Annotated in this window: 24 protein-coding genes, 1 tRNA gene and 1 pseudogene; 10 read left to right on the top strand and 16 right to left on the bottom strand. The window is 69.7% G+C overall.

Annotated features, from left to right (window positions below; translation table 11 throughout):
- Positions 1–21: 21 nt before the first annotated feature.
- Together ilvD and ACT3S3_RS06665 are read right to left on the bottom strand one after the other, a co-directional pair.
- Positions 22–1,728, bottom strand: coding sequence for a dihydroxy-acid dehydratase (ilvD, locus tag ACT3S3_RS06670; protein WP_301441889.1), 1,707 nt, complete (start codon positions 1,726–1,728; stop codon positions 22–24).
- Positions 1,729–1,756: 28 nt separating this feature from the next.
- Positions 1,757–3,094, bottom strand: a complete 1,338-nt coding sequence (locus ACT3S3_RS06665; protein ID WP_441582461.1) for a helix-turn-helix domain-containing protein — start codon at positions 3,092–3,094, stop codon at positions 1,757–1,759.
- A 63-nt stretch (positions 3,095–3,157) separates the two neighbouring features.
- Between ACT3S3_RS06665 and ACT3S3_RS06660 the strand changes: the two genes are divergently transcribed.
- The 6 genes and pseudogenes from ACT3S3_RS06660 to ACT3S3_RS06635 all read left to right on the top strand — a co-directional run bounded on the left by ACT3S3_RS06660 (position 3,158) and on the right by ACT3S3_RS06635 (position 9,841).
- Entirely contained in the window at positions 3,158–4,165 is a 1,008-nt protein-coding gene (locus ACT3S3_RS06660; protein ID WP_301441891.1) for an ABC transporter substrate-binding protein, read from the top strand.
- Positions 4,166–4,185: 20 nt separating this feature from the next.
- Positions 4,186–4,896, top strand: a pseudogene (locus ACT3S3_RS06655) (siderophore-interacting protein); the annotation flags it as partial.
- Positions 4,897–5,140: 244 nt separating this feature from the next.
- Positions 5,141–6,325 carry a sensor histidine kinase gene (locus ACT3S3_RS06650; RefSeq protein ID WP_301441892.1) on the top strand — a complete coding sequence of 395 codons (1,185 nt, stop codon included), beginning with the start codon at positions 5,141–5,143 and terminating at the stop codon, positions 6,323–6,325.
- 27 nt (positions 6,326–6,352) lie between these two features.
- Complete coding sequence (locus tag ACT3S3_RS06645) at positions 6,353–7,267, top strand: polyphosphate polymerase domain-containing protein (protein ID WP_444626453.1); 915 nt, start codon at positions 6,353–6,355, stop codon at positions 7,265–7,267.
- A gap of 47 nt (positions 7,268–7,314) precedes the next feature.
- Complete coding sequence (locus ACT3S3_RS06640) at positions 7,315–8,001, top strand: DUF4956 domain-containing protein (protein ID WP_301441894.1); 687 nt, start codon at positions 7,315–7,317, stop codon at positions 7,999–8,001.
- A 1-nt stretch (position 8,002) separates the two neighbouring features.
- Positions 8,003–9,841: a CotH kinase family protein gene (locus ACT3S3_RS06635; RefSeq protein WP_444626452.1), complete on the top strand. Its 1,839-nt coding sequence runs from the start codon at positions 8,003–8,005 to the stop codon at positions 9,839–9,841.
- Between the two features lie 95 nt (positions 9,842–9,936).
- Here ACT3S3_RS06635 and ACT3S3_RS06630 read toward each other — a convergent pair whose 3' ends face one another.
- The 3 genes from ACT3S3_RS06630 to ACT3S3_RS06620 all read right to left on the bottom strand — a co-directional run bounded on the left by ACT3S3_RS06630 (position 9,937) and on the right by ACT3S3_RS06620 (position 11,566).
- On the bottom strand, positions 9,937–10,107 hold the full coding sequence (locus tag ACT3S3_RS06630) for a hypothetical protein (protein ID WP_301443092.1): 171 nt from the start codon (positions 10,105–10,107) through the stop codon (positions 9,937–9,939).
- A gap of 68 nt (positions 10,108–10,175) precedes the next feature.
- Positions 10,176–10,646, bottom strand: coding sequence for a VOC family protein (locus ACT3S3_RS06625; RefSeq protein ID WP_444626450.1), 471 nt, complete (start codon positions 10,644–10,646; stop codon positions 10,176–10,178).
- Between the two features lie 26 nt (positions 10,647–10,672).
- Complete coding sequence (locus tag ACT3S3_RS06620) at positions 10,673–11,566, bottom strand: helix-turn-helix domain-containing protein (RefSeq protein WP_441579785.1); 894 nt, start codon at positions 11,564–11,566, stop codon at positions 10,673–10,675.
- Between the two features lie 102 nt (positions 11,567–11,668).
- On the opposite strand from ACT3S3_RS06620, the gene ACT3S3_RS06615 reads away from it, so the two are divergent.
- Complete coding sequence (locus ACT3S3_RS06615) at positions 11,669–13,066, top strand: MFS transporter (RefSeq protein WP_444626448.1); 1,398 nt, start codon at positions 11,669–11,671, stop codon at positions 13,064–13,066.
- On the opposite strand, the gene ACT3S3_RS06610 is transcribed toward ACT3S3_RS06615, so the two are convergent.
- From ACT3S3_RS06610 to ACT3S3_RS06600, 3 genes are read right to left on the bottom strand one after another with little or no spacing between them, the layout of a single operon-like run.
- The gene (locus tag ACT3S3_RS06610; protein ID WP_301443088.1) at positions 13,051–13,905 is read right to left on the bottom strand and encodes an aldo/keto reductase; all 855 of its coding nucleotides are present in this window, start codon (positions 13,903–13,905) and stop codon (positions 13,051–13,053) included. The genes ACT3S3_RS06615 and ACT3S3_RS06610 overlap by 16 nt on opposite strands.
- Before the next feature lie 12 nt (positions 13,906–13,917).
- Complete coding sequence (locus ACT3S3_RS06605) at positions 13,918–14,325, bottom strand: cupin domain-containing protein (RefSeq protein ID WP_301443087.1); 408 nt, start codon at positions 14,323–14,325, stop codon at positions 13,918–13,920.
- A 12-nt stretch (positions 14,326–14,337) separates the two neighbouring features.
- Entirely contained in the window at positions 14,338–15,288 is a 951-nt protein-coding gene (locus ACT3S3_RS06600; RefSeq protein ID WP_301443086.1) for a quinone oxidoreductase family protein, read from the bottom strand.
- 115 nt (positions 15,289–15,403) lie between these two features.
- On the opposite strand from ACT3S3_RS06600, the gene ACT3S3_RS06595 reads away from it, so the two are divergent.
- A complete protein-coding gene (locus ACT3S3_RS06595; protein ID WP_301443085.1) occupies positions 15,404–16,237 on the top strand; it encodes a helix-turn-helix domain-containing protein in 834 nt (277 codons plus the stop codon).
- A 100-nt stretch (positions 16,238–16,337) separates the two neighbouring features.
- On the top strand, positions 16,338–17,489 hold the full coding sequence (locus tag ACT3S3_RS06590; protein ID WP_441579779.1) for an SPFH domain-containing protein: 1,152 nt from the start codon (positions 16,338–16,340) through the stop codon (positions 17,487–17,489).
- 4 nt (positions 17,490–17,493) lie between these two features.
- Here the strand turns inward: ACT3S3_RS06590 and ACT3S3_RS06585 are convergent, their stop codons facing one another.
- From ACT3S3_RS06585 to ACT3S3_RS06550, 8 genes are all read right to left on the bottom strand, one after another.
- Entirely contained in the window at positions 17,494–18,246 is a 753-nt protein-coding gene (locus tag ACT3S3_RS06585; RefSeq protein WP_301443083.1) for a sulfite exporter TauE/SafE family protein, read from the bottom strand.
- A 193-nt stretch (positions 18,247–18,439) separates the two neighbouring features.
- Positions 18,440–18,513 (bottom strand) — tRNA-Leu (locus tag ACT3S3_RS06580).
- Between the two features lie 9 nt (positions 18,514–18,522).
- Positions 18,523–19,482, bottom strand: a complete 960-nt coding sequence (locus tag ACT3S3_RS06575) for a Ppx/GppA phosphatase family protein (RefSeq protein WP_441579778.1) — start codon at positions 19,480–19,482, stop codon at positions 18,523–18,525.
- Positions 19,482–20,048 carry a DUF501 domain-containing protein gene (locus ACT3S3_RS06570; protein ID WP_444615060.1) on the bottom strand — a complete coding sequence of 189 codons (567 nt, stop codon included), beginning with the start codon at positions 20,046–20,048 and terminating at the stop codon, positions 19,482–19,484. The genes ACT3S3_RS06575 and ACT3S3_RS06570 overlap by 1 nt, the downstream gene beginning before the upstream one ends.
- A gap of 38 nt (positions 20,049–20,086) precedes the next feature.
- Positions 20,087–20,803 carry an FtsB family cell division protein gene (locus ACT3S3_RS06565; protein WP_441582454.1) on the bottom strand — a complete coding sequence of 239 codons (717 nt, stop codon included), beginning with the start codon at positions 20,801–20,803 and terminating at the stop codon, positions 20,087–20,089.
- 30 nt (positions 20,804–20,833) lie between these two features.
- A complete protein-coding gene (gene eno, locus ACT3S3_RS06560; RefSeq protein WP_301443158.1) occupies positions 20,834–22,114 on the bottom strand; it encodes a phosphopyruvate hydratase in 1,281 nt (426 codons plus the stop codon).
- Between the two features lie 77 nt (positions 22,115–22,191).
- Positions 22,192–22,830 (bottom strand): hypothetical protein, encoded by a 639-nt coding sequence (locus ACT3S3_RS06555; RefSeq protein WP_441579768.1) that lies wholly within the window; start codon positions 22,828–22,830, stop codon positions 22,192–22,194.
- Between the two features lie 77 nt (positions 22,831–22,907).
- Entirely contained in the window at positions 22,908–23,579 is a 672-nt protein-coding gene (locus ACT3S3_RS06550) for a metal-dependent transcriptional regulator (protein WP_301443156.1), read from the bottom strand.
- A 124-nt stretch (positions 23,580–23,703) separates the two neighbouring features.
- Between ACT3S3_RS06550 and ACT3S3_RS06545 the strand changes: the two genes are divergently transcribed.
- Positions 23,704–24,591, top strand: a complete 888-nt coding sequence (locus ACT3S3_RS06545) for a metal ABC transporter substrate-binding protein (RefSeq protein ID WP_301443155.1) — start codon at positions 23,704–23,706, stop codon at positions 24,589–24,591.
- Positions 24,592–24,605 lie beyond the last annotated feature (14 nt).

Below are 24,605 nucleotides of genomic sequence, written 5' to 3'. Positions count from 1 at the left end.
AGTACCCTATCGAACCCGGTCTCACACGTTCGTCACCGCTCCCAGCGAGGCGGACTGCACCAGCTTGGCGAACTTGCCCAGCACCCCGTGCAGCCGCGGGTTCGGCGGCGGGGTCCACCCCTCGGCACGCTGGGCCAGGGTCTCCTCGTCGACGAGCAGGTCGATGCTGCGCGAGGGGATGTCCACCCGGATCGGGTCACCGTCCTCGACGAAGGCGATCGGCCCACCGTCCACGGCCTCCGGGGCGACGTGCCCGATGACCAGGCCTGTCGAGCCGCCGGAGAAGCGCCCGTCGGTGATCAGCAGCACGTCCTTCCCGATGCCGGCACCCTTGATCGCGCCGGTGATCGCCAGCATCTCGCGCATGCCGGGGCCGCCCTTGGGCCCCTCGTAGCGGATGACCACCACGTCGCCCTTCTTCAGCTCGCCGTTGAGCACGGCGTCCATCGCCGGCTTCTCCTGGTTGAACACCCGGGCGGTGCCCTCGAAGACCTCGGCGTCGAAGCCGGCGGTCTTGACCACCGCACCCTCCGGGGCCAGGGAGCCGCGCAGGATGCTCAGCCCGCCGGTGGCGTGCAGCGGCTCGTCCAGGCTGCGCAGGATCTTGCCGTCGGGGTCCGGCGGGTTGATCTCGGCGAGGTTCTCCGCCACCGTGCGGCCTGTAACCGTCAGGCAGCTGCCGTCGATGAGTCCGGCGTCCAGCAGGGCGCGCATGACCACGGGGATGCCGCCGACCTTGAAGACGTCGTTCATCACGTAGCGTCCGAACGGCTTGAGGTCGCCGAAGTGCGGCACGCGGTCGCCGACGTCATTGAAGTCCTGCAGCTTCAGGTCGACCTCCGCCTCGTGGGCGATGGCCATCAGGTGCAGCACCGCGTTGGTCGAGCCGCCGAGTGCCATGACCACGGCCACGGCGTTGAGCAGTGACTCGCGGGTGATGATGTCGCGGGTGGTGATCCCCTTCTCCAGCAGCCCGACCACGGCCTTGCCGGACTGCCGGGCGTACTCGGTGCGGTTGCGGTGGATCGCCGGCGGGGCGGCGGAGCCCGGCAGGCTCATGCCCATCGCCTCGGCGGCCGAGGCCATGGTGTTGGCGGTGTACATGCCGCCGCAGGCACCCTCGCCGGGGCACACGGCGCGTTCGATGATTCCCACGTCTTCCTCGGACATCTTGCCCGCGCGGCAGGCGCCGACGGCCTCGAAGGCGTCGATGAGGGTGACCTCCTTCTCCGTACCGTCGCTCAGGCGTGCCTGCCCCGGCATCGTCGAGCCGTTGTAGAGGAACACCGAGGACAGGTTCAGGCGGGCCGCCGCCATGAGCATGCCGGGGATGGACTTGTCGCAGCCGGCCATCACGATGGAGCCGTCGAGGCGTTCGGCGGACATGACCGTCTCCACGGAGTCGGTGATGACCTCGCGTGACACCAGCGAGTAGTGCATGCCCTCGTGCCCCATGGAGATGCCGTCGGACACGGAGATCGTGCCGAACTCCAGGGGGTAGCCGCCGGCGGCGTGCACGCCTTCCTTGGCGAAGCCGGCGAGCTTCTTGAGGGTGAGATTGCAGGGGGTGATCTCGTTCCAGGAGCTGGCGACGCCGATCTGCGGCTTGTCCCAGTCGTCGTCTCCCATACCCACCGCGCGGAGCATGCCTCGCGCGGCGGTCTTCTCCAGGCCGTCGGTCACGTCACGGGAACGGGGCTTGATGTCGTGCTTCGCAGTGTGTTCCATACGACAACTCTAATGGAACCGGCGGCGATCACACGTAGCCCCGGTAGCCGCTCGGCGGCACGCCGTGCTCGCGGGCGAAGACGTGGCTGAAGGAACTGGTGCCGGAGTAGCCGAGGTGCTTCGCGATGCTGCGCACGTCCACCCCGGCGAAGAGCAGTTGGCGGGCGATGCCCATCCTCGCCGAGGTCCGCCACCGGCGGAATCCCCCGTCCAGCGCCTCGTCCAGCTCGTCCCGGGTGCAGCCCAGGAGCTCCGCCCACTGCCCCACCGACCGGTCCGACGACGGCTGGCGGTGGAACTCTTCGAGCAGCCGCGTCATCAGCCGCGAGCCCTGCCGGTCGTCCTCGGAACCGTGGGCGAGGTAACCGTAGAACAGCCCGTCCACCAGCGCCGTGGTGGTGGGTTCGATCGGGTCGTACTCGCGTGCGGACGCCGCGAGCAACGCGGCGGCGTCCTGCGGGTGGACGCGGACCGGCCCACCGGCCCGCGGCGTCCTGCCGACGCGTGCGCCGACCGGCAGCACGAGGCTGCCGGCGTCCATGCGCACGACGTTCGGGATCCCGGCCGGTAGCCAGGTCAGCTCCCCCTCGCCGAGGTCCACGGTGAGCTCACCGGCGGAGACCCGTGCACTGCCGCGGTACACCCAGACCAGCACGTGCATCCGGTTGGTGCGCGGCCACGTCGAGCGTGCCGCACCGGCCTGCACCGGGGCCCGGACCGGGACGGATGTCGTGCGCATCAGCCGCGACAGGGCCGAGGCGGAGGACAGGCCCACCCGGTGCGCGGCGCTCGCCAGGGTGGCCCCGGGTTCGCGCAGGTACGCCTCGGCGGCGGCGACCCGGGCCCGCGCCCGCCACTGCCCCACGCTCAACGCGGTCTCCTCCCGGAAGCGGCGGTGCAGCGTGGCCGCCGACAGGTGCACGGCGGAGGCCAGGTCGGCGACGTCGACGGGCGTGCTCAGGTCGTCGAGCAGGATGCGAGCTGCCTCGCGCGCGCCGGTGGAGGTGGGCATCGCCGCCGGGGCGGGGCCACGCTGCTCCTCCTGCAGGTAGCCCAGGCTCGAGGCGAACTGGTCGACGAGCCGGTCGTGCCAGGCGGCGTCCACCGCCCCGGTGGTCGCCCCGCCGTCCACGGTGAAGGGCAGGGCGTCGTCGCCACGGCAGCGCATGCCGAGCACCACGGCGTCCGGTCCACGGTCGACGTGCAGGCGCTGACCTGCGTTGACCCACACGCCGCGCCCCTCGCCGAGCCGCAGGCTGGCGCTCGTCCCCCTGCCGACGACCACGTGCGCGGAGCCGGTGAGCGTCCAGAAGAACACGGGGAACCTGAGTTCAACAGGTTGCGTCATACGGTCAATCCGGGCCATGCGTCCGACCGTACACTCGTCCCCCGTAAACAAGGTCAGGCTTAGCTACAAGGAGGACAAGAAGTGGGAACAGCAGGAACACGGGGCATGTCGGTGCTCGTGGCGTGCGCGTGCGTGGTCGGGTTGGCGGCGTGCTCGTCGTCCTCGGACGACGAGAGCAGCACCAGTACCGAGGCAAGCGCCGAGAACAGCAACAGCACCGAGACCGTGGAGCACGCCTACGGCAGCACCGAGGTGCCGGTGAACCCGGAGCGCGCCATCAGCTTCAGCCAGGCGTGGTCGGACTCCTTCGCCGCACTGGGCCACCCGGTGTCCACGCAGGTCATCAGTTCCGTCTTCACCGACGACACCGTGCCGTGGAACACCGAAGCCTCCGGGGCCGCAGCCGAGACGATCACGAACACCGGGGGCGGCGGCAACGCCATCGAGTCCTTCGGCCTGGAGGAGATCGCCGCGACGGACCCGGACGTGATCCTCGCCGGCTACGTGCCCGATCAGGCGACCTACGACGCCCTGTCGGAGATCGCGCCCACGGTGGCCACCGTCGGCACCGGCAAGGTCGACGACTGGCGTGAGGTCACCACCGCCGCCGGACGCGTCCTCGACGAACAGGACCGGGCCGAGGAGGTCGTCGCCGACGTCGACGAGCGCATGGCACAGGTCACCGAGGAGTACCCGGCGGTCGACGGGGCGAGCTTCGCCTACGCCGCCTACACCGACGGCTCGTTCAGCGTGCTGTCCTCGGAGGACGACGCGGCCAACAAGTTCTTCACCGACCTGGGCATGGACCTCACCGCCGACGAGATCGAGGGCGAGGCGAACGCCCGCGGCATCGAGGTGTCGGCCGAGAACATCAGCCTGCTCGACATGGACCTGCTGGCCGTGTGGGTGCGCGGCACGACGCCGGACGACCTGCCCGACGGGCTCTCCGGCTGGTCGTCACTGCCGTCCGTGGAGGCCGGCACGGCCGCCGAGCTGCAGTCCGCCGCCGCCACCGCCCTCGGCGCGCCGACGGCGCTGGCCATCCCGTGGCTGCTCGACGAACTCGACACCTACTTCAGCAACCTGTGACACCCCCGGAAAGGAGCCGCATGAACAACAGCACCACAACCAGCACCGACGAAGAGGTCGTGACCTCGGTCCTCAGCAGCGAGGAGCACACCCGGGGCCTGAGCGAACTGGCCATGGAGGTCACCTCGGTGACCCCGCGCCACCCGTGGCTGGTGCGGGTCACCGGCCACGTCGCCGGCATCACCGACCACGCCGCCTGGGAGCCCACCAACCTGGCGGTGCGTCTGGCGATCCCGGACCCCGGTGACGCGATCGGCGAGATGACCGGCCAGCCCGACACGTGCCGGCGGGTGTACACCGTCGCCGCCTTCGACCGCGACACCGCGACCCTGGACGTGGACGTGGTGGTGCACGGCGAGGACTCGCCGATGATGTGCTGGCTGCGCGGTCTGACCCCCGGCGACCTCGTGCCCTTCGCCGGGCCGCGTCCGCACCCCGCGCCGACGCGCACCTCCCCCGAACAGCGCATCCACCTGCTGGCGGACGGTTCGGCGTACCCCGCCGCCAGCGCGATCGCCCGCGCGGTGGCCGTGGACACCGTGACCCTGGCCGTGCCGGACGGCGACCCGACGGCCTACGCCGCCGACTTCCCCGGCGCGGACGTCCGCCTCGCCGACGGCACCGCGGGCACTCCCCTGGCCGACCTCGTCGGCGAGCTCCCCTCGGACGACACGACGGTCTTCTGGGCCGCCGGTGAGCGCGAGGACATCCGCGGCGTGCGCCACCACTGCCTCAAGGTCCTGGAGCTGCCGAAGGACCAGGTCCAGGTCTTCGGCTACTGGCGACGCGGCAAGTCCGGCACGCAGGCCGACCTCGCGCGCCTGCGCGCCGCGGCGTCCTACCAGGAGCAGGGGCGACGCCGACGATTTCGATATCGAGATCTAGCGGGTATCTGCCGTCGTACCACGAACGTGGTACGCCAGAATCCCACGTCTGCGGGATTCGCCCCGGCCCCGCCGGGGAAAGAATGGTCACATGACCAGTCGACCTCATCCGGAGCACCGCATCCCGCGGTGGGCCGGGGACGTGGCACTCATGATCCTCGTCATGATCCCCTCCGCGTTCCCCAGCCCGCGTCCGCCGATGGCGGGCCCCGGTGGGGCGGCCTTCCCCGAGCTGCTCCCCACGCTCGCCCCCGTGATCCTCTCCCTCATCGCCGCACTGCAGATCCCGCTGCGCCGCAGCGTGCCGGTGTCGGTGTTCCTCGCCGCACTGTGCATCTACCTCAGCACCCTGCTCGCCGACATCCAGCCCCTCGGCCCGGGCATCGCCGCGATCATCGCCGCCTACAGTGTCGCCAACCAGACCCGACGTCCCGTGTCCTTCACCCTGTGCGGTGTCGGTGCCGTCCTCGTCGCCGTGATCAGCCTGTTCACCACCGAGCAGATGGCGCTGGACCCGCAGGTCTTCCAGATCGCCGCGGGCATCGCCATCGCCGGCGCACTCGGCGACAGCGCACGTTCTCGCCGCGAGTTCACCCGGGCGGCCACCGAACGCGCCGAACGCGCCGAACAGACCCGTGAGGCCGAGGCCCGCCGCCGCGTGGCGGAGGAACGCCTGCGCATCGCCCAGGACCTGCACGACACCGTCGCCCACCAGATCTCCGTGATCAGCCTCAACGCCGGCGTGGCGTCCAGCTCCCTGGACACCCGCCCCGACAAGGCCCGCGAATCCCTCGGCACCATCCGCGCGGCCTCCCGGGAGGTGCTCGGCGACATCGGCGTCCTGCTGAACTACCTGCGGGAGGACGCCGCGACGCGGCACCCGCAGCCCGGCCTGCGCGACCTCGACGCCCTGGTCGACTCCATGACCGCCACCGGCATGAAGGTCACCCTGCGCGCCGACGGCGACCCGGACCGCGTCGGCACCACCGTCGGCCAGGTGACCTACCGGGTGGTGCAGGAGGGCCTGACCAACGCCCACAAGCACGGTTCCGGACGCGCCGCCAACGCGAGCGTCTCCGTGCTGGACGACTCGGTGCTGGTCACCGTCACCAACCCGACGTCGCGGGCCGACCCGAACCAGCCGAACGCGCCCAGCGGCCAGTTGGGCCTGACCGGGCTCCGCGAGCGGGTCACCGCCGCCGGCGGCACCGTCACGCTCAGAAAGGACAACGACATCTTCACCCTCGTCACCGAACTCCCGCTCAGTGACACCTGAGCACGACACCTGAGGAAAGGAACAACCATGACGAAGCCGAACAAACTCAGCCACGAACTGCGCGCCCCGGGCAAACTGCACTCCTTCAACCGCTACGAGCTGAAGTACCTCGTGCCCGCCGAGCAGATCCCGGCGATCCGCCAGGAGCTCACCGACCGGATGGAACGCGACCCGCACGCCGGCGAACGCGGCTACGGGGTGTGGAGCGTCTACTACGACACCGACAACCTGCGCTTCTACTACGAGAAGATCGAGGGCCTGAAGTTCCGCCGCAAGCTGCGGATCCGCCGCTACGGCGAGACCGGCGGGGCCGACGAACCGCTCACCGCCGACTCGATGGTCTCCGTGGAGATCAAGCAGCGGGTCAACCGTGTCACCCAGAAACGCCGGGTGATGCTGCCCTACAACCTGGCCCTGGACCTGTGCGACCGCCGCCAGCGTGTGGAGTACCCCGGCGCCGACCAGAGCTTCATCGACGAGGTCCTGGACCTGGTCATCCGCCTGGACCTGCGTCCCATGGCGATGACCGGCTACCGCCGGGAACCGTACGTGGGAACGGACGCCGACCTCGGCCTGCGGGTCACCCTGGACCACCGGGTACGTGGCCGCGACCGCGACTTCGACCTGCGTGCCGAGACCGACAGCCGCTACATCATCCGCCCGGACCTGGCGGTGTTGGAGGTCAAGGTCAACGAACGCGCACCCTACTGGGTGACCGACATGGCCGCCCGCCACGACCTGCAGGTCCAGCGGATCTCGAAGTACTGCCAGAGCGTCGAGGCCCACGGCATGGCGCCGCGCTCGTTGTTCCACGCCCCGGACGACGACCACGTCGACCCCGCGGCGCTGGGCGCCGAGGCGGCCGAGGCGTCCGACACCTCGGGTCCGTCCGAGCAGAATGCACCGGCGGAGTACGTGCCCCGCCACAGTCACGTGCACTGATCCCCTTCCCCCAACCAACTTTTCGTCACCAGCAGAAAGACTTCCCCATGAACCTCGATTTCGGTCTCACCGACCTCTCCGGAACGTTCAGCGTCGCTGACGTCCTGCTCTCCCTGACCCTGGCCTTCGTCTGCAGCCTCGTGGTCGCCTGGGTCTACCGCAACACCCACAAGAACATCAGCTACAGCCAGGGCTACGTGCAGACCCTGATCATCCTGGGCATGCTGATCTCCCTGATCATGCTCGTCGTCGGCTCCAACGTGGCCCGGGCGTTCGCCCTGGTGGGTGCCCTGTCCGTGGTCCGCTTCCGTAACGCCATCAAGGAGACCCGTGACGTGGGCTTCATCTTCCTGGTGATGGGCATCGGCATGGCCTGCGGTACCCGCTTCTACACGCTCGCGATCCTGGCCACCGTCGTGATCTGCGCGGTGATCCTGGTGATGCACCGGTTCAACTGGTTCGCCCTGGACGTCCAGCGTCAGGTCGTGAAGCTGCAGGTCCCCGCCGACGGTGACGACTACAGCCCGGTCATCGACGACATCCTGATCCGCAACACCACCGAGTACGAGCTGATCAGCACCGAGAGCGTGCGCGGCGGGTCGCTGGTGGAGTACAGCTACACCGCGAAGCTGAAGAAGGACGTCAAGGCCGCGGACCTCATCAACGAGCTCCGGGTCGTCAACGCCGGCCAGAAGGCCACCGTCCTGACCGGGTACGACCAGACGGACATGTGACATGACGGACTCCACCAACGCCAAGCGCACGCCGCTACGGCACCGGGTGCCGGTGCGGCTGCGCCACCACTGGAAACTGCTCGTCACCGCCATCGCGGTGTGCGTGGTCGTGGCCCTGGTCTTCGGTGCCAGCATGGTGCGCCCGTACATCACCTCGGACCTGGTGTCCGAGACGGTGATCACGCAGAACATCGAGGGCGACACCGACCTCTTCGACGACGGCGGCGACCACACCATCGACATCACCTTCAACCAGACCGAGTACGACGAGATGATCTCCACGTTCCAGAACGAGGGTGAGAAGGAGTACATCCGTGCCGACATCACCATCGACGGGACGCTGATCGAGAACGTCGGGCTACGGCTCAAGGGCAACTCCACGCTGTCGTCGCTCAGCGGCGGCATGGGTGGCGGCATGGGCGGCGAGATGGGCGGCGGTCCCGGCGAGAACGAGGACGACGCCGCTGCCGATGACGCTGCTGCCGACGACACCACCGCTGACACCGAGGCAGACGACGCCGAGCAGGGCGGCATGGGCGGCGGAGGTGGAGGCATGATCCAGCTCTCCGAGGACTCCCCCGAGGACCTCCCGTGGCTGATCAGCTTCGACGAGTACGAGGAGGGTCGCGCCTACGAGGGCATGACCGAGATCGCGTTGCGTCCTGCCACCAGCGGTTCAGACGTGGCGTTGAACGAGGCGCTCGCCCTGGAGATGACCGCCGAGGCCGGCCAGACGACGCAGGACTACAGCTTCACCTCGGTGTCGGTCAACGGCGGCGACTCGGTGGCGCGCATCGTGCTCGACACCCCGGACGCCCCGTGGGCGGACGAGTTGGGCAACGGTGTGCTCTACAAGGCGCGTGCCGACGGTTCCCTGGACTACCTGGGCGAGGACCCGACGGAGTACGAGGACTCCTTCAAGCAGATCAACAGCGAGGGCGGGTACGACCTGCAGCCGGTGATGAACCTGTTGAAGTTCCTCAACGAGTCCACCGACGAGGAGTTCGCCGAGCAGCTCGACGACTACATCGACGCGGAGTCCTACGCGGAGTACCTGGCGATGCAGGAGATCCTGTCGAACAACGACGCGATGGACGGCCCGGGCAACAACTACTACCTCTGGTACGACGCCGACGAGGAGCAGTTCACGATCCTGTCCTGGGACCTGAACATGTCGCTGTCCGGCGGCATGGGCGGTGGCGGCGGCATGGGTGGCGGCATGGGTGCCGACACCACGCAGGACGACACCACGCAGGACGACGCGACGGGCGATGCCGCCGACGGCACCGCAGATGACGCCGCTGCGTCCGGCGAGATGCCGCAGATGCCCGACGGTGCTGCAATGGGCGAGATGGGCGACATGGGCGACATGGGCGAGATGCCCGAAGGCGGCATGGGCGGCCCCGGCGGCGGTGACGAGGACGGCGAAGGCGGCGGTGGTCCAGGCGGCGGAAGTGGCAGCAGCATCCTCAAGGAGCGTTTCCTCGACAACGAGGAGTTCCGTGCGATGTACGACAGCGCCTACTCCGACCTGTACGACCAGCTGATCGCCAGCGGGTACGCGCTCGACACCCTCGACGAGCTCACGGAGCGGGCGGTCGCCGCCGGCGACACCGGTGCCGAGACGCTCTCCGAGTCGATCCGCTCGACCCTGGAGTCCGTCAGCGAGGAGGCCCCCGAGCCCAGTACCGGTATGGGCGGCGGTATGGGTGGTGGCATGGGCGGCGGTATGGGTGGTGGCATGGGTGGTGGCATGGGCGGCGGACGTCCCGACGACACCGATACCGACACTGGCACCCAGGCAGATCAGACCGACCAGACTGATCAGACCGACGCCTGAGTCACCCTCGGCAGAGAAAGAGTCCCGGTCACCGTCCCCATGGGACGGTGACCGGGACTCTTTCCGGCTACGGGCTGTCACTGCCCGCGGCCGCGTCAGTAGTGTGCGGGCGGGTCACTTCCGGGGAAGGACTCCTCCTCCCACTGGTCGACCCTGTTCTCGGCGGCCTCGTGGCTCTCCTTGCCGGAACCGGGACGCTCGGACTCGTCGTCCGCGATCTTCTTCTTGGCCAGGTCCTCGTCGTCGCGCTTCTTGTCGTCGCTCATCGTGACCTCCATGTACCTGTCGGAAATGTCGGGATCCGTTACAGGCCCCAGGTTACGCTCCCCGCCCGCTACCCTGCAGCCTCGACAGCGTCGAATTCTCCGCCCAGTTCCTCCGCCAACGCCACGATGACGCCCTCCGGCCCACGGAGGTAACACAGCGAATAGGCGTCCCCGTAGCGCACGATCTCCCCCATCAACGTCGCCCCACGAGCGCGAAGTCGCCGGACGGTGTCGTCCAGGTCGTCGACGGCGAACATGAGTTGCCGCAGCCCCGGGCGCTGCACCGGCTCGGGCGCACCCGGCGCGGCGTCGGATTCCGGGGCCAGGTACCTGGTCAGCTCGATGCGTCCGTGCCCGTCGGGGGTGTGCAGCATCGTGATGTCGGCGACGACCCCCTCGATCCCGCAGATCCCGTCGACCCAGCGGCCCTGGACCTGTGTACTGCCGTCGACGTGCATCCCCAGTTCCACGAAGAAGTCGACCGCACCGTCGAGGTCCCCGACGACGACGGTCACGTGGTCCATGCGTTGCAGTGCCATGCCGACCGAGGATAGCGGCGTGCGGCTCAGCGCCGCTCGCCGCTGCGCAGCGGAGGTGTTCCGGGAACGTCCACGGTGGCGGCGAGGCTTCCCAGCAGCTTCAGGCGTTCCTCGGTGGGGCTGCCGGGTTCGGCGGTGTAGCCGAACATGAACCAGTCCGGGTTGGCGGGCAGGTCCATCGCCTCGTAGGTCAGTTCCAGGTCGCCGACGTCGGGGTGGTTGATGCGTTTCACCCCGGCGCGGTGGTGGCGCACGTCGTGGGCGGCCCAGCGCTGCCGGAAGGCGTCGCTGCGGGTCACCAGTTCACCGATCAGGTCGGTCAGTCCCTTGTCGTGGGGGTTCTGGCCGGCGTAGGTGTGCATCGTGGCGACGATGGCGTCCGCCCCGGCGTCCCACTCGGGGAAGAAGGTGCGCGCCGCCGGGCTGAGGAACATGAACCGTGCGGTGTTGCCGCGCCCGTCGGCGTCCTGTAGTACCGGCGCGTACAGCGCCCGGCCCAGGGCGTTGGCGGTGACCAGGTCCATGCGCCGGTCGCGCACCCAGACCGGGGCGCCGGTGACGGCGTCGACGAAACGTTGCAGACCCGGCGTCACCGTGCGTACCTGCCGGCCCCGCTTGCCCTGCCGCCGCGCCGGGTAGGGGTCGGCGGCGCGGGCGAGGTCGTGGAGGTGGTCGTTCTCGGCGTCGTCGAGGCGGAGGGCGCGCGCCACGCTGTCGAGGATCTCCGGGGACACCCCGCGCAGGTCCCCGCGTTCCATCTTCGCGTAGTAGTCCACGCTGATGCCGCCGAGCATGGCGACCTCCTCGCGGCGCAGCCCGGGCACGCGGCGGCGTCCACCGCCGATGATCCCGACCTGCTCGGGGGTCACCTTGTCACGCCTGCTGCGCAGGAAGTCGCCGACCTCGTTTCGCTGATCCATGCCCTTCACGCTAACCGTCGCTGCGCGCCCGTGGGGTGTACGGCGAATACACGGATCAGTCGTCACTTCCCGCGGGTGTCCGCGCGCGGTGCAATGGATGCCATGACAACCAGTACCACCGGCACAACCTCCCCGCCCCGCCACACCACCATGATCATGGTGCTGGTGCTGGCGAGCTACTTCATGATCCTGCTCGACAACTCGATCATCTTCACCGGCCTGCCGCAGATCCAGGCGTCCTTCGGCCTGTCGGACGCCGCGGCGGCGTGGACGCAGAACGCCTACACACTGGTCTTCGGCGGGCTGATCCTGCTCGGCGCACGCCTCGGCGACGTCCTGGGACGTCGGCGGGTGTTCATCGCCGGGCTGGCCGTGTTCGGCGTCGCCTCCCTGCTGGTCGGCGCGGCGCAGGACGCCACGTGGTTGATCGCCGCCCGGGCGGTGCAGGGCGCCGGCGCGGCGGTCGTCGCACCGTCCTCCCTGTCGTTGATCACCGCGCTCTTCCCCGCCGGCCCGCAGCGCACGCGGGCCACCGCGGCCTACGGCACCACCGCCGGGCTGGGCGCGAGCCTGGGTCTCGTCGTCGGCGGGGCGTTGGCCTCCGCGGTGTCCTGGCGGGCTGGTTTCCTGGTCAACGTGCCCATCGCGGTGGTGATGAGCGTGCTCGCCGCACGCTACCTGCCCTGCTTCCGGACGGTCCGGGCGCGTTTCGACCTCACCGGCGCGCTGACGTCCACGGTGGGCATGGGTGCGGTGGTCTACGGCATCATCAACGCCGGCGAAGACGGGTGGACGCAGCCGCGCGCACTCGGCCCGCTGCTCGGCGGGCTGGTCGTGCTCGTGCTCTTCGTCGTCGCCGAGCGGGTCGCACCGCAGCCGGTCCTGCCCCTGCGGCTGTTCGCCAGCCGGCAGCGCTCCGGGGCGGCGGTGGCGCGGCTGTTGTTCGCCGGCACGATGATCGCCTACTTCTTCTTCACCACGCAGCTCTTCCAGGGCGTCTACGGGTGGTCGCCCTTGCAGGCGGGGCTGGGGTTCCTGCCGATGACGGCGGTGCAGTTCGCCGTCTCCCTGGCGGTCCCCCGGCTGACCGGCCGGTTCGGCGGCGCTCCCCTGCTGCTCGTCGGGCTGCTCACGGTCACCGCAGGCATGGCGTGGATGACGGGACTGGACGCCTCGACCAGCTACCTGGCCGGCGTCGTCGGCCCGATGGTGCTGCTCGGCGCGGGCCAGGGCCTCACCTTCGGCCCGCTGACCTCCGCGGGGGTCGCCGGCGCACTGCCGCAGGACGCGGGGGCGGCGTCCGGCCTGGTCAACGCCGCCCACCAGCTCGGCTCCACGCTCGGGGTGGCGGTGCTCACCGCCGCGGCGGCCGGCGCGGACACCGTCCTCGGACGCGTCGTGGACGCCTACCGGGGCGGGACGCTCATGCTCGTCGTCGCCGTGCTCGCCGCCGCTGTCGCCGTCCTGCCGCTCGCGCGAAAGCGCTACTTGCCGGCGTAGACGGGGAAGGCGCTGGACTCGCCGTAGTCGCGCTCGTCGAGGCCGCGCAGGGTGTCCATGTCGGCCTCGCTGATCTCGAAGTCGAGCTCGGCGTTGGAGCGCATGTGCTCCGGGTTCGCCGTCTTCGGCAGGGAGACCGTGCCCAGCTGCAGGGTGTAGCGGATGCACAGCTGCGGCACGCTCACCCCGTAGCGCGCGGCGATCCGGCCCACGTTGTCGTTGTCCAGGATCTCCCCGTGGGCGATCGGCGAGTACGCCTCGACCACGATGTCCTTGGACGCGCAGTAGTCCAGCAGCCCGGCCGGGGTGTTGCCGGCGTGCACCAGCAGCTGGTTGACCTGCGGGGTCACGGTGCAGGCGCCGAGGATGTTGTCGAGGTCGGCCTCCCGGAAGTTCGACACCCCGATCGCCCGCAGCTTGCCGGCCTTGTACGCATCTTCCAGGGCACGCCACGCCTGACGGTTGCCCTCGGCGTAGTCGCCGCCGCGGAAGTCGTCCCACGGCTGCGGGGAGTGGATCAGCATCAGGTCGACATAGTCCAGGCCCATGGTCTCCAGCGAGCCGTCGATCGCGGCGACGGCCTCGTCGTAGTCCTTGACCTCCGCGGCGAGTTTCGTGGAGACGAACAGGTCCCCGCGCGCCACGTCGCTGGTACGCACGCCCTCCCCCACGCCGCGTTCATTGCCGTAGGCCTGGGCGGTGTCGATGTTGCGGTAACCGGCGTCCACGGCGTCGCTCACGGCCTGGGCGGCCTTGTCGTCGTCGATGAACCAGGTGCCCAGCCCCAGCGCGGGGATGGTGACGTCGTTGTTCAGGGTCAGTGTCTCGGTGTAGCTCACGGTCGGCTCCTTCTAGCTCAGGTTCTCGTAGTGCTCGTCGGTGACCGGTTCCAGCCACTCGTTGGAGGTGTCCTCGCCGGGCACCTCGACGGCGAGGTGGGTGAACCAGGAGTCCGCCTTCGCGCCGTGCCAGTGCTTCCGGCCGGCGGGGATGCTCACCACCGTGCCGGGCGTCATGCTCACCGGGGCCTCGCCCTCGGCCTGGTACCAGCCGCTCCCGTCGGCGCACAGCAGGATCTGCCCGCCGCCGGACGAGGCGTGGTGGATGTGCCAGTTGTTGCGGCAGCCCGGCTCGAAGGTCACGTTGCCGATGGTCACGCCCTCGGTGGTGAGCATGGTCAGGAAACTCTGCCCCACGAAGTACTCGGCGAAGGCCGTGTTGGGCTCCCCGATCGGGAAGGTCGGTGTGTAGTCACTCATAATTGTGCTCCTCTAAAAGGTCAGGACGATTTTTCCGTCGGCGTCGCCGCTGCGCAGGCGTGTTACGAGACTATCCACGTCGGACGCCGCGAGCGTGGAGTCGATCACCGGACGGATCTCCCCGCGCGCGACGGCGGGGACCACCTCCGGCAGCAGCCCGGCGATGGTGCGCGCCATCTCGGCGTCGCGGGTGAAACCGAAGGACACGCCGTGCACCGTGAGGTGCCGGTAGGACAGCGCGTCCAGGTCGATGGTGGACGCCGCCCCGGCGAGCCGGCCGATGTTCACCACGTGCCCGTCCACCGCGGTCGCGGGCAGGCAGTCGGCGAAGGTCTGCCCGGCGACGTGGTCGAGCACCACGTCCACCCCGCGCCCGTCGGTCGCGGCGAGCACCACCTCGGCGAGGTCCTCCTCACCGGTGACGACGACCACGTCCGCGCCCAGCGCGGTGAGCCGCTCCCGCGCGGCCGCCGAGCGCGTCGTCGCGATCACGCAGGACGCCCCGAGCGCCTTCGCCGTCTGCACGCCGATCATGCCGATACCGCTGGTGGCACCGGTGACCAGGACGCTGCGTCCGGCCCGGAACTGCGCCACCGTGAGCGCGCCGTGCTCGGTGAGCAGGCCCGTCGGCAAGGCGCAGGCGACCTCGGGGGCCAGCCCCTCGGACCGCGGCAGGACGAACCGGTGGTCGGCGACGACGTACTCGGCGAAGGACGCCGGCACCGAACCCATCACCGCATCGCCGACCTGCCACGTCCCGGCGTCCTCCCCGACGGCGACGATCTCACCGGCGTACTCGAAGCCGGCGGTGAACTCACTGTCCGCCGCATCGAGCATCGGCAGGTCCGCGTTGTTCGTCGCGGACGCGTAGTTTCGGACCAGGACCTCCCCTGCCGCGGGCGTCGGGGTCTCGACCTCGTCGAGGACCCATACCGGACCACGTCCGGCGACAAGTGCACGCATATGCCATCTCCTTCGCTTCTCTGGGCTACCGCCCCATACTTCTCCCCCGCAGCAGGCCCCGCAGCGGAGGAAAACATCCTGGGACAAATCCCTCCCCCGCTGACATACTGGTGCGATGAGCGGCGACACCCGGATGAGCGAACTCGGCACCTTCCTGCGCACCCGGCGCAGCGAACTGACTCCACGGCAGGCCGGTGTCACACAGACCCCGGGCCCGCGCCGGGTGCCCGGGCTGCGCCGCGAGGAGGTCGCCTCCCTGGCCAACATCAGCACCGACTACTACACCCGCGTCGAGCAGGGCCGCATCCGCGTGTCCGCACCCGTACTCACCGTCCTGGCCGATGTGCTGCAGCTCGACGAGGACCAGCGCTCCTACCTGGTCAGCCTCTCCGGCAAGGACCTGGTCCGCACCCCGCGCCGGGTGGGGCAGACCGTACTGCCGCAGCTACGCCGGGTGCTCGACGACCTGAGCACCACCCCGGCGATCGTCATGGGCCGACGCATGGACATCCTGGCGTGGAACCCCTTGGCCGCGGCGATGATGCTCGACTTCGGCGAGGTCCCCGCAGCCCGGCGTAACTACGTACGACTACTGTTCACGGATCCCAGGATGCGGGCGTTGTACAAGGACTGGGAGACCGTGGCACGCACCGCGGTGGCGCAGCTGCGCATGGAGGCGGCGAGGTACCCGGACGACGCCCGGCTGACCGCCCTGGTCGGCGAACTCTCCGTGGGCGACGCCCAGTTCGCCTCCTGGTGGGCCGCCCGCACCGTGGCCAGCCTGACCACCGGCACCAAGACCCTGGTGCACCCGGAGGTCGGCGAACTCGAACTCGACTGGGACACCCTGGTCAAGGCCGACGACCCGGAGCAGCAGATCGTGGTGTGGACCGCCGGGGAGGACACCGCGACCCGTGCGGCGCTGCGCCGCCTCGCCGGCCAGGCCTGAGCGTCCGAACCCTGGCACGGGGTGCCCGGGCCAGATAGGCTCATGGCCGTCTCAATAATTCTCCACGATTCTCCACACATTCCTCACGAAAGAGAGAAGTATGCTCTACGACGTCCCCAAGCCCACCGAGGCCCTGCTGATCACCGGTGGCATGATCGCCCGCAAGCCCGACAACCCCTACCGGGTGGTCATCGGCGGCGGCGCCTGGTCGGTGCCGGTGCTGCACCGGGTCCAGCGCTTCCACATCGGCGCGAACACCGTGAACATCGCGGTGCGCGCCCAGTCGAAGCAGAACGTGGACGTGGACGTCGAGGCTTCCGTGGTCTTCTCCGTGACCGCCGAGAAGAACAGCGTCATCGAGGCCGCGAACCGTTTCCTGGGCGTCGACACCGGCCAGATCGTGTCCACCGCGCAGGACATCTTCTCCGGTGAGACCCGCGCGATGATCGGGCAGCTCACCGTGGAGGAGATGATCTCCGACCGCACCGCCCTGGCCAGCCAGGTGCTCTCCAACGCCGAGCCGCGGATGCTGCGCTTCGGCTGGCAGATCGACAGCTTCCAGATCAACTCGATCAGCGACCCGAACGGCTACATCCAGGCCCTGTCCGCCCCCGAGCTCGCCCGCGTACAGCGTGAGCGTGCCGTGGCCGAGGCCCAGCGCGACGCGGAGATCGCCGAGGAGCAGCAGAAGTCCGAGCGCCGCAAGTCCGACTTCCAGCGCGAGACGGACACCAAGGTCGCCGAGAACACCAAGGAGATCGCCGCAGCGAAGGCCGAGGCGGACGCTGCGGGACCGCGCGCCGAGGCCGAGGCCCAGGAGCAGGTCATCGCCGCGCAGGCCGCCCTGGCCCAGCGTCGGGCGGTCACCGACCGTGAGGTGGCCGAGGAACAGGCCCGTCTGGCGCAGTCGCAGGCGTCGCTGCGTGAGCAGGAGCTGGTCACCGAGGTCATCAAGCCGGCCGAGGCGGAGGCCGAGCGCACCCGCATCAACGCCGAGGCGAAGGCCACCGCCCTGCGCACGGAGGCGGAGGCCGTGGCGTCCAACAACGGGGTGATCCTGGACAAGCAGGTCGTCGACCAGCTGCCGGAGATCTTCACCGCCATGGCCGAGGGCCTGACGGGTGCGAACCTGACGATGGTCGGCGAGGGTCAGGACCTGACGAAGCTGCTCGGGCAGTTCGCCGCGGTGATCCCGAACCTGCGCGAGACCGCCGCCGGTTCCCGTGGCGGCGACGTCGCCACGGTCGACTGACCCCCTACCCCAGCGCGAGGACGCCGTTGACCACCAGGGTCACGGCGCCGGCGAAGGCGAGCACGGTGGCGATCTTCCTGGTGCCCTCGCTGGAGATGCGGTCGTAGAGCCGGTCGCCGAACCAGGCGCCGACGAAGATCGCCGCGATGGTGACCGCCCACAGCCACCAGGGCAGACCGCCGACGTCGAGTCCGCCGAGGATCACGATCTTCAGCAGGAACGACAGGGTGTTGGCGACCATGATCACCGGGTGCAACGTGGCCACGAAGTCCCGGTAGTCCCAGCCGGTCAGGCGGGCGTAGACCGTGAACGCCGGCGCCGCGATACCGGCCACGGTGCTCATGAACCCGCCGGCCGCACCGGCGATGAGCATCGGGACCCGGGAGTGCTCGGACAGCCGGGCCTGGTCGGGCTGGAACATGGTCACCGCGAGGGCGAGGAGCACGAGCACACCGACGGTGATCAGCAGCCACGGGCCGTCGATCATCATGACCACGAACACCGCCGGCAGCGAGCCGAGCACCAGTCCCCCGGCGAGGAAGGCGAAACGCCTCCAGTCGGTGCGTTTGCGTACCGCCCAGGCGTTGTTCACCGCGTTGACGGTGGACAGTCCGTTGACGACGGTGACGCCGGCGGCGGGTCCGAGGACGACGGACAGCACGGGCCCGGCGATGAGCCCGACGCCCATACCGGTGATCCGCTGGAGAACCGCCCCGATGAGGACGGCGAGGACGAGGACGATCGCGGCGGTGGACACGATCTCACAGCATAGACGGGGCACGGCGGGTCCGACGGCACTACGTGGACTTCCGGGCGAGTCGACGCCCCGGCCGCCCCCGGCGCCCGCGGGGTGACCCCGCGTCGCGTGCCGGATCCGCCCGATTCTCGGCACGAAAAGACCGGATCGTGCACGCTACCGTGGGTCCGCGCGGCCCGCCGGGAAAATTCGGTGCCCCCAGTCGGACTCGAACCGACACTGCGCGGATTTTAAGTCCGCTGCCTCTGCCAATTGGGCTATAGGGGCGGGAGCGCGCTAACTGTTGCGCTCGATGACCTCGGCGAGGATACCGTCGAGGATATCCTTCTCACTCACCGTGATCGACGTCAGGCCCCGGTCCAGGAAGCGGGACGCGAAGGCGTCGATGACGATCGCACCGCCACCGATCACGTCCGCACGGCCCGGGTGCATCGCCGCATGTCCACGCCGCTGCTCCACGGTCTCCCCCAGCAGGGAACGAGCCGTGGACCGGAACTCCTCCAGGTCCAGCTCCGACATGTGGGTCTGCTCCGGGTTGTACTCGGTCAGCCCCTTCTGGATCGCGGCCACGGTGGTCACCGTGCCCGCCACGCCGACCACGCGGGTGACCGACCCCAGGTCCACGTTCTCCTCCACGGTCTCCATCAGCCCGTCGACGTAGGCCCTCGCCTCGCTGATCTCCTCGTCGGTGGGCGGCACGGAGTGCAGGTAGCGTTCGGTGAGCCGCACGCAGCCCATGTCCGCCGAGTACGCCTGGCCCGCACCGTCGCCGTACGCGTCGACGACGAACTCGGTGGATCCGCCGCCCAGGTCGATCACGCAGACCGGCCCGTCGACCTCACCCAGGTCCGCCACCGCGCCGGCGAAGGACAACTGCGCCTCGCGCACCCCGGAGACGACCTCTGCCTGCACACCGGGGGCCACGCGGCCCAGGTGACGGCGGGTGATGGCGAAGAAGTCCTCACGGTTCTCCGCGTCACGCGTTGCCGACGTCGCCCCCATCATCACGTCGGTGACACCGTTCATGATCATCCGGTCGGCGTACACGCCCAGCGCCTCGTCGACACGGTCCAACGCGGCCTCGGCGAAACGTCCCGTGGCGTCCACACCCTGGCCGAGGCGCACGATGATGTTGTCGCGGTTGATCTCCCGCAGGGAACCGTCCTCCTGCACCTCGCTGATCAGCAGGCGGATGGAGTTGGTGCCGCAGTCGATGGCGGCGAAGGTGCCGGTCATTACTTCTCCTCGTCGGAACGGTCGTCGGAACGGTCGTAGGTCATCTCGTCGACGTGCTCGTCGAAGGCGGCGTCGATGGAGGTGCCGAGGTCTTCGGGCGTCGGCCAGTCCGCGGGGATGGCGGTGCCGGACAGCTTCGGGGTGTGCGCGGCGGCCAGGGCCACGGCCTCGGTGCCGAGGCGCACCCGCGACGGCCCCTCTGCCAGTGCGTAGGCGATGAGCACGTGCAGGCACTTCACCCGGTCGGGCATGCCGCCGCCGGAGAAGTCGGTGCCCAGGGACTCGATGGCGTTGCGCTCGGCGAGGAAGTGCTCGTGGGCGGCCTGGTAGTCGGCGGCCAGCTCGGCGTCCTCCCGCAGGCGCGCCTGCATCGTGCGCATCACGCCGGCGACCTCCAGGCGGGACGCCTCGGCGGTGAGCCGCGGGTCGGTGAGGTAGTACAGCGTGGGGAACGGGGTGCCGTCCGGAAGCCGCGGCGCGGTCTTCACCACGGCCGGCGCGCCGTCCGGGGTGCGGTAGGAGACCTCGATCGCGCCACGGATCTTGCGTCCGAGCTGACGGGACATGGTCTCGTAGTCGGCGTCGCTGACCGTACTATCAGTCACTACTGTGCTCCCTGCTGTTGCTGTTGCTGCTGCTCCTGCAGTTCGCGCTGCAGGTCCGGGTCGCCCTCCTGGGCGGGGTCCTCCGGCTGGTCCGGGTCAATCGGCAGATTACCGGAACCGCCGTCGGAGTCCCCGTCCTGCCCCTCGTCAGCGGAGCCGTCGTCCTCGTCGTCCGGGGTGGCGACCGAGCCCCACAGCTGGGTGTACCAGGGGTCCGGCTCGGCGTCGTCCTTCTCCATGCCCGGGTCGGTCGGCGAGCTGGTGTCGATGCGCGGGTCCATCAGCCGGAAGGCCGACTCCCCCGGCTCCACGACACCCAGGCGGGTGCGGGCCTGCTCGCGCACGTAGGCCTCGCTGTTGTAGCGGTCGAGTTCCTCGTTGAGGTCGTCGCGCTCGGCGAGCTGACGCTCGATCGTGGCGTTGACCTCGGCGAGCTCGGCGCGCTGCTGGAAGTAGTTGCGCAGCGGGGTGGCCACGGACAGGGCGACGAAGGCGAGCACCAGGATCACCGCGACGGTGACCAGCGGGTTGACCTTCTTCGGCAGCTCCACGAAGGAGCGGGCCAGTTTGCGGGGTGCCTGGCGCACCTCACGCTGACGGCGGTCACGGCCCTCCACGGACCGTGGTCGTGGCAGACCGGGACCGTCGGTCCGGGCGCTGTCGCGCTCGTCCGACGGTCTCGTGTCTTCCCGGTCCCTCCGGTCACGCGTTCCCATAGGGGACGATACTAGCCCGTTGCCGCGGGACTACTTCGCAGTGAACCGCGGGAAGGCGGAAGCGCCGGCGTAGACGGCCGCGCCTTCCAGGTAGCTCTCGATGCGCAGCAGCTGGTTGTACTTGGCCACGCGCTCGGAACGGGCCGGGGCACCGGTCTTGATCTGGCCGCAGTTCAGGGCGACGGCCAGGTCGGCGATGGTGGTGTCCTCGGTCTCACCGGAGCGGTGCGACATCATGGTCTTGTAGCCGGAGTTGTGTGCCAGGGCGACCGCGTCGAAGGTCTCGGTGAGGGTACCGATCTGGTTGACCTTGACCAGCAGGGCGTTGGCGACGTCCTCGTCGATGCCGCGGCGCAGACGCTCCGGGTTGGTGACGAAGAGGTCGTCGCCGACGAGCTGGACCTTGTCGCCGATCTCGGCGGTGAGCTTGGCCCAGCCCTCCCAGTCGTCCTCGTGCAGCGGGTCCTCGATGGAGACCAGGGCGTACTCGTCGACGAGCTCGCCGTAGACCTTGGCCATCTCCTCGGCGGTGCGCTTGCCGCCCTCGAAGTTGTAGTGGCCGTCCTCGTAGAACTCGGACGCGGCGACGTCCAGCGCCAGGGCGACGTCCGTGCCGAGGGTGTAGCCGGCGGCGGAGATGGCCTCGTCGATGACGTCGAGCGCGGCACGGGTGGAGTCGACGGAGGGGGCGAAGCCGCCCTCGTCACCCAGGCCGGTGGACAGTCCCTTGTCCTTGAGGACCTTCTTCAGGGAGTGGTAGACCTCGGCGCCGATGCGCAGGGCCTCGCTGAAGGTCTCCGCACCGATCGGGGCGATCATGAACTCCTGGACGTCCACACCGGAGTCGGCGTGGGCGCCACCGTTGAGGATGTTCATCATCGGCACCGGCAGGACGTGGCCGTTGGGGCCGCCCACGTAGCGGAAGAGCTGCAGGCCGGCGGACTCGGCGGCGGCCTTGGCCACGGCCATGGACACGCCCAGGATGGCGTTCGCGCCGAGGCGGGACTTGTTGGGGGTGCCGTCCAGCTCGATCATCGCCTGGTCGACGAGACGCTGGTCGTCGGCCTCGAGCCCGGCGAGGGCCTCATCGATCTCGTCGATGACGTTGCGGACGGCCTCGAGCACGCCCTTGCCGAGGTAGCGGTCGCCACCGTCGCGCAGCTCGTGGGCCTCGTGGACGCCGGTCGACGCTCCGGAGGGTACGGCGGCGCGGCCGACGGAGCCGTCGTCCAGACCGACCTCGACCTCGACGGTCGGGTTACCACGGGAGTCCAGGATTTCGCGGGCGATGATCTGCATGATTTCGGCCATGTGGCTGTCAGCCTCCTCGGCTGGGAATGTCGGTGGATATCAGACACCACCATTCTGCCCTATCCGCCGCCGGCGCGTCAGGCAGCTTGGCCGAGTGCGTAGTTCGCCGCGGCGTCGCGCACCTCGACCATGTACTCCTCGGAGCGGTTGTAGGCGAACAGTGCCCGGGTCCACCCGTCGGCGGTGTCGAGGTCGCGGTCGTTTCCGCAGAGCAGACGGCCGGACGCCGCGGCGGCGTCGGCGATGTCGTGGGGGTCTCCCCCGGCACCGTAGGTCCCCCACGTTTCGGGGAGGAACTGCATCGGCCCCACCGCCCGGTCGTACTCGGGGTCGCCGTCGAGTTCGCCGTTGTCGGTGTCGGGGATCTCCATGAAGCTACCCGAACCGTCCAGCCGCGGGCCGATGATCTGCCCGCCGTCGGCGCCCGCACCGTAGGTGCCGTGGTGGGACTCCACGTAGCCGATGCCGGCCAGGGTATTCCACGCCAGGTTGCAGGACGGGAACTCGTTCGCGGCCGTCTGCGCACCGGAGACGTAGCCCTCCAGGTGCTCCTCCGACATGTCGAGCGTCTCGGCGGTGGCGGCGACGTCGTGCACGGTCACCGCGCGGGCCGGGGGCACGTTCTCGGGCACCGGGACGCGTTCCTCCTCGGGCTCCTGTTCGTCGACGAGGAAGACCCCGACCACGATCACCACCAGCAGGACGGTGGCGACCAGGCCGAGGAACCCACCGCAGCCTGCACGTCCGCTGGGACGGGTCCGCTCTGGTCCTGCACTCCCTGAACCCCCTGCCGTCACATCTCCTCCGCGCGGCACAGGATCGCCGTGAGGGAGGCGACGGAGAGCTGGACGTCGCGCCCCTCGACGGACAGCACGGCCATGTCCGGGTAGGGGCGCTCCCCGACCACCAGGTGGATTCCGGGGGCGATGCCGTTGTCCTGCAGGTAACGCAGCAGCGCACCGTCGCGGTCGCTCACGCGGTCGACGAGCAGGCGCTGGCCCTCGGTCGCCTCGGCCAGCGGCAGGGTCTCGGGCGCGGTGATGGTGCCCTCGGCGTCCGGGATCGGGTCACCGTGCGGGTCGCGGGCGGGGTGGCCCATGATCGTGTCGATGCGGGCGATGAAGGTGTCGGACACGGCGTGCTCGAGCACCTCGGCCTCGTCGTGGACCTCGTCGACGCCGTAGTCGAGTTCGCGCAGCAGGTAGGTCTCGATCAGGCGGTGACGCCGCACCATCTGCAGCGCCAGCCGGCGCCCGTCGTCGCTGAGGGTGATGTCACCGTAGGGGGCGTGGACGACCAGACCCTCGGCGACCAGCCGCTTGACGGCCTCGGACGCGGTGGAGCGACGTTGCCCCAGTTCGTCGGCGAGGACGGAGAGGGACGCGCCGCTGCGGTCCCACTCCTGGAGGTCGTAGATCTTCTTGAGGTAGTCCTGCGACCGGTCGGGCAGATCGGTGACATGCATGGCGGAGACTTTACCCCACCCTGACCTCCACCCGACCGCCGCTTCGGCGCATGTTTGCGAGTTCCCCACTCTAAAATATAGAGTTCAATGAATTGAACTCATGACAACGAGATGGAGAAATCACGTGAGAAGAACCCCCGCCGCCGCGGTCCTGGCCGCCGCCTGCGGCCTCACCGCCTGCAGCAGCGCAGCGTCCGACGACACCCCGGAGGTGCTCGCCACCTTCACGATCCTGGCCGACATGGCACAGCAGGTCGCCGGCGACACCCTCGAGGTCGCCTCGCTGACCCGCCCCGGCGCGGAGATCCACGGCTACGACCCCACCCCCGGCGACATCCGCACCGCCGCCGGCGCCGAGGTGATCCTGAACAACGGGCTGGGGCTGGAGAACTGGGTCGACAAGCTCACCGCCGACTCCGACGCCACCCGTGTCACCGTCACCGAGGGCATCGACCCGCTGCCGATCGCCGGCACGGACGAACCGAACCCGCACGCCTGGATGAGCCCGACCCTGGCGACGGCCTACGTCGACAACATCGCCGACGCCCTCAGCGACCACCGCCCGGCGGACGCCGACACCTTCCGCGCCAACGCGGCGTCCTACAAGGAGCAGCTCGACGAGGTGCGCGGCGACCTCGTCGACGGCCTCGCCCACCTGCCGGAGAACCAGCGCGTACTGCAGACCTGCGAGGGGGCGTTCAGCTACCTCACCGCCGACGCCGGGCTCACCGAGAGCTACATCTGGCCGGTCAACTCCTCGGCGCAGATCACCCCGGCCCAGGTGCGGGACGCCGCCGACGTGGTCCGCGACAACGACGTGCCGGCGGTCTTCTGCGAGTCCACCGTGGACCCGGGCCCGAAGGAGCAGCTCATCCGCGAGACCGGCGCGCAGGACGGCGGCACCCTCTACGTCGACTCGCTGACCGACGCCGACGGCGACGCACCGACCTACCTCGACCTCATCCGTCACGACGTCGACACCATCGTCGCCGGCCTAGGTGGCGAACGGTGACCCCGGCGATCGAG

This window comes from Corynebacterium sp. AOP40-4SA-5 (assembly GCF_052377355.1).
Lineage (GTDB): Bacteria > Actinomycetota > Actinomycetes > Mycobacteriales > Mycobacteriaceae > Corynebacterium.
The sequence above is the reverse complement of the archived record's forward strand: the minus strand, read 5'-3'. Positions and strand labels throughout refer to the sequence as shown.

What these genes read in the sequence shown, in the direction of transcription:
- ilvD (WP_301441889.1), bottom strand. Translation starts at nt 1,728, where the DNA reads ATGGAACACACTGCGAAGCACGACATCAAGCCCCGTTCCCGTGACGTG.
- ACT3S3_RS06665 (WP_441582461.1), bottom strand. Translation starts at nt 3,094, where the DNA reads ATGGCCCGGATTGACCGTATGACGCAACCTGTTGAACTCAGGTTCCCC.
- ACT3S3_RS06650 (WP_301441892.1), top strand. Translation starts at nt 5,141, where the DNA reads ATGACCAGTCGACCTCATCCGGAGCACCGCATCCCGCGGTGGGCCGGG.
- ACT3S3_RS06645 (WP_444626453.1), top strand. Translation starts at nt 6,353, where the DNA reads ATGACGAAGCCGAACAAACTCAGCCACGAACTGCGCGCCCCGGGCAAA.
- ACT3S3_RS06640 (WP_301441894.1), top strand. Translation starts at nt 7,315, where the DNA reads ATGAACCTCGATTTCGGTCTCACCGACCTCTCCGGAACGTTCAGCGTC.
- ACT3S3_RS06635 (WP_444626452.1), top strand. Translation starts at nt 8,003, where the DNA reads ATGACGGACTCCACCAACGCCAAGCGCACGCCGCTACGGCACCGGGTG.
- ACT3S3_RS06630 (WP_301443092.1), bottom strand. Translation starts at nt 10,107, where the DNA reads ATGAGCGACGACAAGAAGCGCGACGACGAGGACCTGGCCAAGAAGAAG.
- ACT3S3_RS06625 (WP_444626450.1), bottom strand. Translation starts at nt 10,646, where the DNA reads ATGGCACTGCAACGCATGGACCACGTGACCGTCGTCGTCGGGGACCTC.
- ACT3S3_RS06620 (WP_441579785.1), bottom strand. Translation starts at nt 11,566, where the DNA reads ATGGATCAGCGAAACGAGGTCGGCGACTTCCTGCGCAGCAGGCGTGAC.
- ACT3S3_RS06615 (WP_444626448.1), top strand. Translation starts at nt 11,669, where the DNA reads ATGACAACCAGTACCACCGGCACAACCTCCCCGCCCCGCCACACCACC.
- ACT3S3_RS06605 (WP_301443087.1), bottom strand. Translation starts at nt 14,325, where the DNA reads ATGAGTGACTACACACCGACCTTCCCGATCGGGGAGCCCAACACGGCC.
- ACT3S3_RS06600 (WP_301443086.1), bottom strand. Translation starts at nt 15,288, where the DNA reads ATGCGTGCACTTGTCGCCGGACGTGGTCCGGTATGGGTCCTCGACGAG.
- ACT3S3_RS06595 (WP_301443085.1), top strand. Translation starts at nt 15,404, where the DNA reads ATGAGCGGCGACACCCGGATGAGCGAACTCGGCACCTTCCTGCGCACC.
- ACT3S3_RS06590 (WP_441579779.1), top strand. Translation starts at nt 16,338, where the DNA reads ATGCTCTACGACGTCCCCAAGCCCACCGAGGCCCTGCTGATCACCGGT.
- ACT3S3_RS06575 (WP_441579778.1), bottom strand. Translation starts at nt 19,482, where the DNA reads ATGACCGGCACCTTCGCCGCCATCGACTGCGGCACCAACTCCATCCGC.
- ACT3S3_RS06570 (WP_444615060.1), bottom strand. Translation starts at nt 20,048, where the DNA reads ATGTCCCGTCAGCTCGGACGCAAGATCCGTGGCGCGATCGAGGTCTCC.
- ACT3S3_RS06565 (WP_441582454.1), bottom strand. Translation starts at nt 20,803, where the DNA reads ATGGGAACGCGTGACCGGAGGGACCGGGAAGACACGAGACCGTCGGAC.
- eno (WP_301443158.1), bottom strand. Translation starts at nt 22,114, where the DNA reads ATGGCCGAAATCATGCAGATCATCGCCCGCGAAATCCTGGACTCCCGT.
- ACT3S3_RS06550 (WP_301443156.1), bottom strand. Translation starts at nt 23,579, where the DNA reads ATGCATGTCACCGATCTGCCCGACCGGTCGCAGGACTACCTCAAGAAG.